At 70.1% G+C, this 5,141-nt stretch carries 5 protein-coding genes; 4 read left to right on the plus strand and 1 reads right to left on the minus strand.

Going from position 1 to position 5,141, the window contains the following annotated elements:
- Positions 1–150: 150 nt before the first annotated feature.
- The gene (locus tag Y705_RS0115975; protein WP_026533573.1) at positions 151–1,581 is read right to left on the minus strand and encodes a family 4 glycosyl hydrolase; all 1,431 of its coding nucleotides are present in this window, start codon (positions 1,579–1,581) and stop codon (positions 151–153) included.
- A gap of 67 nt (positions 1,582–1,648) precedes the next feature.
- Here Y705_RS0115975 and Y705_RS0115980 point away from each other — a divergent pair, with 67 nt between their 5' ends.
- The 4 genes from Y705_RS0115980 to tsaB form a co-directional block, all read left to right on the plus strand.
- Positions 1,649–2,734, plus strand: coding sequence for a carbohydrate kinase family protein (locus Y705_RS0115980; RefSeq protein ID WP_026533574.1), 1,086 nt, complete (start codon positions 1,649–1,651; stop codon positions 2,732–2,734).
- Between the two features lie 62 nt (positions 2,735–2,796).
- On the plus strand, positions 2,797–3,960 hold the full coding sequence (alr, locus tag Y705_RS0115985; RefSeq protein ID WP_026533575.1) for an alanine racemase: 1,164 nt from the start codon (positions 2,797–2,799) through the stop codon (positions 3,958–3,960).
- Complete coding sequence (tsaE, locus tag Y705_RS0115990; RefSeq protein WP_026533576.1) at positions 3,953–4,564, plus strand: tRNA (adenosine(37)-N6)-threonylcarbamoyltransferase complex ATPase subunit type 1 TsaE; 612 nt, start codon at positions 3,953–3,955, stop codon at positions 4,562–4,564. The genes alr and tsaE overlap by 8 nt, the downstream gene beginning before the upstream one ends.
- A gap of 9 nt (positions 4,565–4,573) precedes the next feature.
- Positions 4,574–5,141: tRNA (adenosine(37)-N6)-threonylcarbamoyltransferase complex dimerization subunit type 1 TsaB (tsaB, locus tag Y705_RS20740; protein WP_049822899.1), on the plus strand; the 568-nt coding region annotated here is incomplete at its 3' end.

Raw genomic sequence — 5,141 nt, forward strand, 5'->3', positions numbered from 1 at the left:
CTGGCGGGATTCTTCATCGGAGTGCATCGCCCGCCGTATCCCACCTGCTACTTCGATTCGGAGAAGGCAGGCGAGGACTGGCTGCTGGGTCGCCGTGATTTCGACCCGAACGGCGACCCGGAGCGCTCCACCTTCGAGCCGGTCGAGCTCTCACACCCGCCAGAACCGCTCTAGCCCGGGAAAAGCCTCCTCATACCCAGCTAGTACCCGGGCTGCCGCATGGGCTGAATCGACGAGCGGGTGGAGCGTTAAAGCGGACAGGGCGGCAGCCCTGTCCGCGTACAGCGCTGCCTGCACAGCCTGCTGCTCGGCGGCCTTGACCGAGGCCATCAGACCGAGTTGGGAAACGGTCAGGGGCGCAGCGGAGAGCGGAACGGCCCCGCTGCCGGACACCCGCGCGGGCACCTCGACGACGGCGTCCTCCGGCAGTCCGGGAAAGGTTGTGCCGTTGCGGACGTTCAGGATCAGTTCGGCAGGAGTGTCGGTCAGCAATGCGTGCATTACCTGCAGCGCGACCCTCTCATAACCGCCGCCGGCGAGGTCGCTCAGCTCCCGCTGCTCGTCCGGGTGGCGCGCCTCCACGAGGTAGCCCGACTCCCGCGCCAACCGCGCTTCCTCCCACACCGCGAACGGCCGGGATGCCTCGAGCAGCCTCGGGTACAGCCCATGCTGCTGGCTCGCGAGGACCTCGCCGCGGGTCTGTCCTGCGGATGAAACAGCACGCAGTGCCTCGCGGTGGAAGTAGTAGTAGAACAGGTACTCGTTGGGCAGGGTGCCGAGCAGCCGGGGAAGGTCGGGCCCGAACACCCGGCCTTCCTCGAAGGACAGCAGCCGTGCGGGATCCCGCAGCAGGGCCGGGAGCCGGTCTTCGCCGTCGTGCATCAACCCCCGCAGCCACCCCAGGTGGTTCAGTCCCACATAGTCGACACCGGCGAGGGATCCGAGGGGCAGCGGGATCCCCGCGGCGGCGGAGGCACGGGCCACGAGGCCCGACGCGGAATCGCAGATCCCGATGACGCGTTCCCCGAGGACGGTCCGAAGCGCTTCGGTCACCATTCCGGCAGGGTTGGTGAAGTTGACGAGCCACGCATCGGGCGCGTGTTCCTGCATCAGCCGCGCCACCTGCATCATGTCGGGGATGGACCTGAGGGCGTAGGAGATCCCGCCCGCGCCGACGGTCTCCTGGCCCAGCAGGCCCGCCTTGAGCGCCACACGCTCGTCAAGGACCCGGCACTCCGGTCCACCGCTGCGTACTGCGGCGAAGACGACGTCGGCCCCCGCGAGCGCGGTGCGCAGGTCCGGCTGGACCTCCACCGCGGGCCGGTGCCCGGAGTCAGGGTCCACCTGCGGTGCGGAGCCGCCATCGGCCCCGGAACCGGCGCCCGGCGGGAGTCCGTCCGGGCGTCCTGCCTCCCCGGAAAGCGGCATGTCCCCGAGTACCCGGCGGATGGCCTCCGCGCGCCCGGCGTCGGTATCCACAAGGACCAGCGAGTCGATCAGGCCGGCGAAGCGCCCCTGGGCCAGCGCGCGGTAGACCAGAGGGACGCGGAACCCGCCGCCGCCTACAATCACCAGTTTCATCGGCGTTCAGCTCCCTTCCCCAGCACCTCGGAGGCTGACGGTGCAGCCTACGAGTATTGTGCCGTACATGGTTCATGAGCACCGTTTCGATCCCCTGGCCGGCCGGCGGACCAGCGAGGAACCCGAGTTCGACCTGCTGCTCGCCGGCCAGGTGTTCTTCGACATCATCTTCACCGGACTCGAGCAACTGCCGTCGCCCGGCACCGAGGTGTGGACCGACGGCATGGGGTCGGGCCCCGGAGGGATCGCGAACCAGGCCATCGCGGCAAGCAGGCTGGGGCTCCGGACCACGCTGGCGGCCGCGTTCGGCGACGACGGGTACGGGCAGTCCAACTGGAACATCCTTCAGAACCAGGAGTATGTAGACCTCTCCCGCTCCCGGGTCTTCGAGGACTGGCACTCGCCCGTCACTGTCTCGTTGTCCGTGCACCGCGACCGCTCCATGGTGACCCACGGCCACCCGTCGCCCCTCTCCGCGTCGACGCTGATCGGCGACCCGCCGCGCTGCCGCGCCGCCGTCGTCGGGGTGGAACCGGAAGTCGAACGCTGGGCGCGTGCCGCGAGCGCTAACGGAACGAAGCTTTTCGGGAATGTGGGGTGGGATCCTGCAGGGGAGTGGGCCCCGGAGACCCTGCGCTCCCTCGAATATTTCCACGCCTTCCTGCCCAACGGCGCCGAGGCGATGGCCTACACGCAGACGGACGACCCCTGGGCCGCGCTGTACGCGCTCGCGGACCGCGTCCCCGTGGCAGTGGTGACGGTGGGGCAGCACGGTGCCATGGCCATCGACTCACTGACGGGCGAGGAGGAGTGGGTGCCGGCGCTTCCCGTCACCGCGTATGATCCCACCGGCGCCGGTGACTGCTTCAGCGCAGGCTTCGTGATGGCCGATCTCCTGGGGCTGCCGCTCGCTGATCGGTTGGGCTTCGCCAACCTGTGCGCCTCGCTCTCCGTCCAGCATGTGGGAGGATCGCTCGCCGCGCCGGGCTGGGGGGACATCGCCGACTGGTGGCACCGCATGAGCGCCGAGCGCGACGGCGTCCGCAAGCAATGGCTCCGGCGCTATGGCTTCCTTGAGGACCTGGTGTCGGATGTGCCGCTCGAGGCCGTGCGCCGCGCGTCGGCCACCATCGCCCGGCACTCGGATGCGTAGCCGAGGGGGAGCCGGGCGCCGCGTCGACCCGTCACCAACCGCAGCAGTGACAGAATAGGCCCGTGAGTTTTCCAAGTCCGGCCCCGGCTGACCGCCGCGCAGAGATCGACCTCGACGCCGTCCGTTCGAATGTCCGCCATATCGCCCAGATCGCGAGCCCCGCGAGGGTCATGGCCGTCGTCAAGGCCGATGCGTACGGCCACGGCTCCGTGCCCGTGGCCAGGGCGGCGATCGAAGCGGGAGCAACGTGGTTGGGGGTGGCGCACATCGCGGAGGCCGTCACGCTCCGGGAAGCAGGAATCGAAGCGCCGCTGCTCGCCTGGCTGCACACTCCCGGTTCCGATTTCGCCGCCGGTATCGAGCACTCGGTGGACCTCGGCGTCTCCGGCTGGGAACTTGAGCACGTGGTGGCCGCGGCACGGTCCCTCGAGCGCCCCGCGCGGGTCCATCTGAAGATCGACACCGGACTCGGACGGAACGGCTGCCCTCCCGAGCAGTGGGATGCCCTGCTCGGCAAGGCCCTCGAGTACCAGGAGGAGGGCCTCCTGAGGGTGGTGGGCATCTTCTCGCACCTCGCGGTCGCCGACGAACCCGAGCGGCCCGAGACCGATGACCAGTTGCAGCGCTTCCGCGAAGCGGTGGCCGTCGCGGAGGACTGCGGGGTGGATGTGGAGGTGCGCCATCTCGCCAACACTCCCGCCACCCTCTCCCGGCCGGACTGCCACTTCGACCTGGTGCGGGTGGGCCTCGGGATCTACGGACTGTCCCCGTTCCCGGACCAGACTCCGGAGGATCTCGGCCTGCGCCCCGCGATGACCCTTGCGACGTCGGTCGCCGGCTGCAAGGAGGTTCCCGCCGGGCAGGGAGTGTCCTACGGATTCACCTACCGGACGGCGGAACGGACCACGCTCGGTCTGATCCCGGTGGGTTACGGCGACGGCGTTCCACGGATCGCCACGGGAGCGCCGGTGATGGTGGACGGACGGGCCTATCCGGTGGTCGGCAGGATCGCGATGGACCAGTTGGTGATCGATTTCGGTACTGCCGGTCTTGCGGACACGGACCGGAATCCGCTCGGGCACCGGGCTGTCCTCTTCGGAGGAACCGACGCACCGCCGGTCCAGGCCTGGGCGGCGGCGTCGCACTCGATCAACTACGAGGTGGTCACGAGGATCAGCAGCCGTGTGCCCCGGATCTATCTCAACGAAACGGCAGCCGATGAATAGCCCGGCATGGACGGTCGAGCATCAGGTCCGGTCGGCGGAGGAGCTCAAGGAGCTTGCCCGGCGGCTTGCTGCCAACCTCCGGGCCGGGGACCTGCTCGTCCTCTCCGGTGAGCTCGGCGCCGGCAAGACCACCTTCACGCAGGGCCTCGGCACCGGGCTCGGCGTCCGGGCGGGCATCATCTCTCCCACCTTCGTCCTCGTGCGCCAGCATCCGAACCTCGGCGACGGGCCGGGCCTGGTGCACGTGGATGCCTACCGGCTGGAATCGGCCGCCGAGATCGACGACCTCGACCTCGAAGCGACGCTGGACACGAGCATCACCGTCATCGAGTGGGGTGCCGGCCGCGTCGAGCACCTCACCGCAAGCCGGCTCGACGTCACCATCACCCGTCCGGTGGGAGGCGGGCTGGTCCCGGGGGCGACGGCCCTGGCGGCGGGGGGCGGCCTGGCACCGGAGGCAGGCGGCCTCGCACCGATGGGAGGCTTCGCTCCGGAGGTGCCGATGACGTTCGACGACGATGCCGACGAGCTCCGGCACGTCAGCATCACCGCCTACGGGCCCCGCTGGTCGGCCGGACAACCGGCGTCGCTGCTGCTCGATTAGGCTGTACTGGTGCTCATCCTCGCCCTCGACACCTCCGCCGCTGCCAGCGCCGCGCTCCTGAAGGACGGCGCGGTCGCGCAGCGTTTCTCGAGCACCGATACCCGGGCCCACGCCGAGGTGCTGGCCCCCGCCGTGCAGCACCTCCTCGACGCGGAAGGGGTCGCGGGCCGGGACCTTGACGCAGTCGTCGCCGGGGTGGGGCCGGGACCGTTCACCGGACTCCGGGCCGGCCTGGTGACGGCGCGCACCCTCGCTTTCGTGTGGCAGGTGCCGCTGCACGGCGTCATGAGCCTCGATGCGATTGCGTATGACGCCCGCGCTGACGGCGTCGAGGGTTCCGAATTCCTGGTGGCCACCGACGCGCGCCGCAAGGAGGTCTACTGGGCCCGGTACACCCGGAGCGGAGAAGGCCTTCCCTCCCTCCTGGACGGCCCCCACGTGGGACCAGCCGCCACCCTGCCGGACCTGCCCGCCTACGGGCGCGGAGCAGGGCTGTATCCGGAGGACCTGGCGGCCGTGCCCGGGTTCGCCGCCGTCACCCCCGATGCGGCATCGGTGGGGCTCGTCGCGGAGCGAA

The sequence above is a fragment of the Arthrobacter sp. H41 genome (assembly GCF_000520535.1).
GTDB lineage: Bacteria > Actinomycetota > Actinomycetes > Actinomycetales > Micrococcaceae > Arthrobacter_D.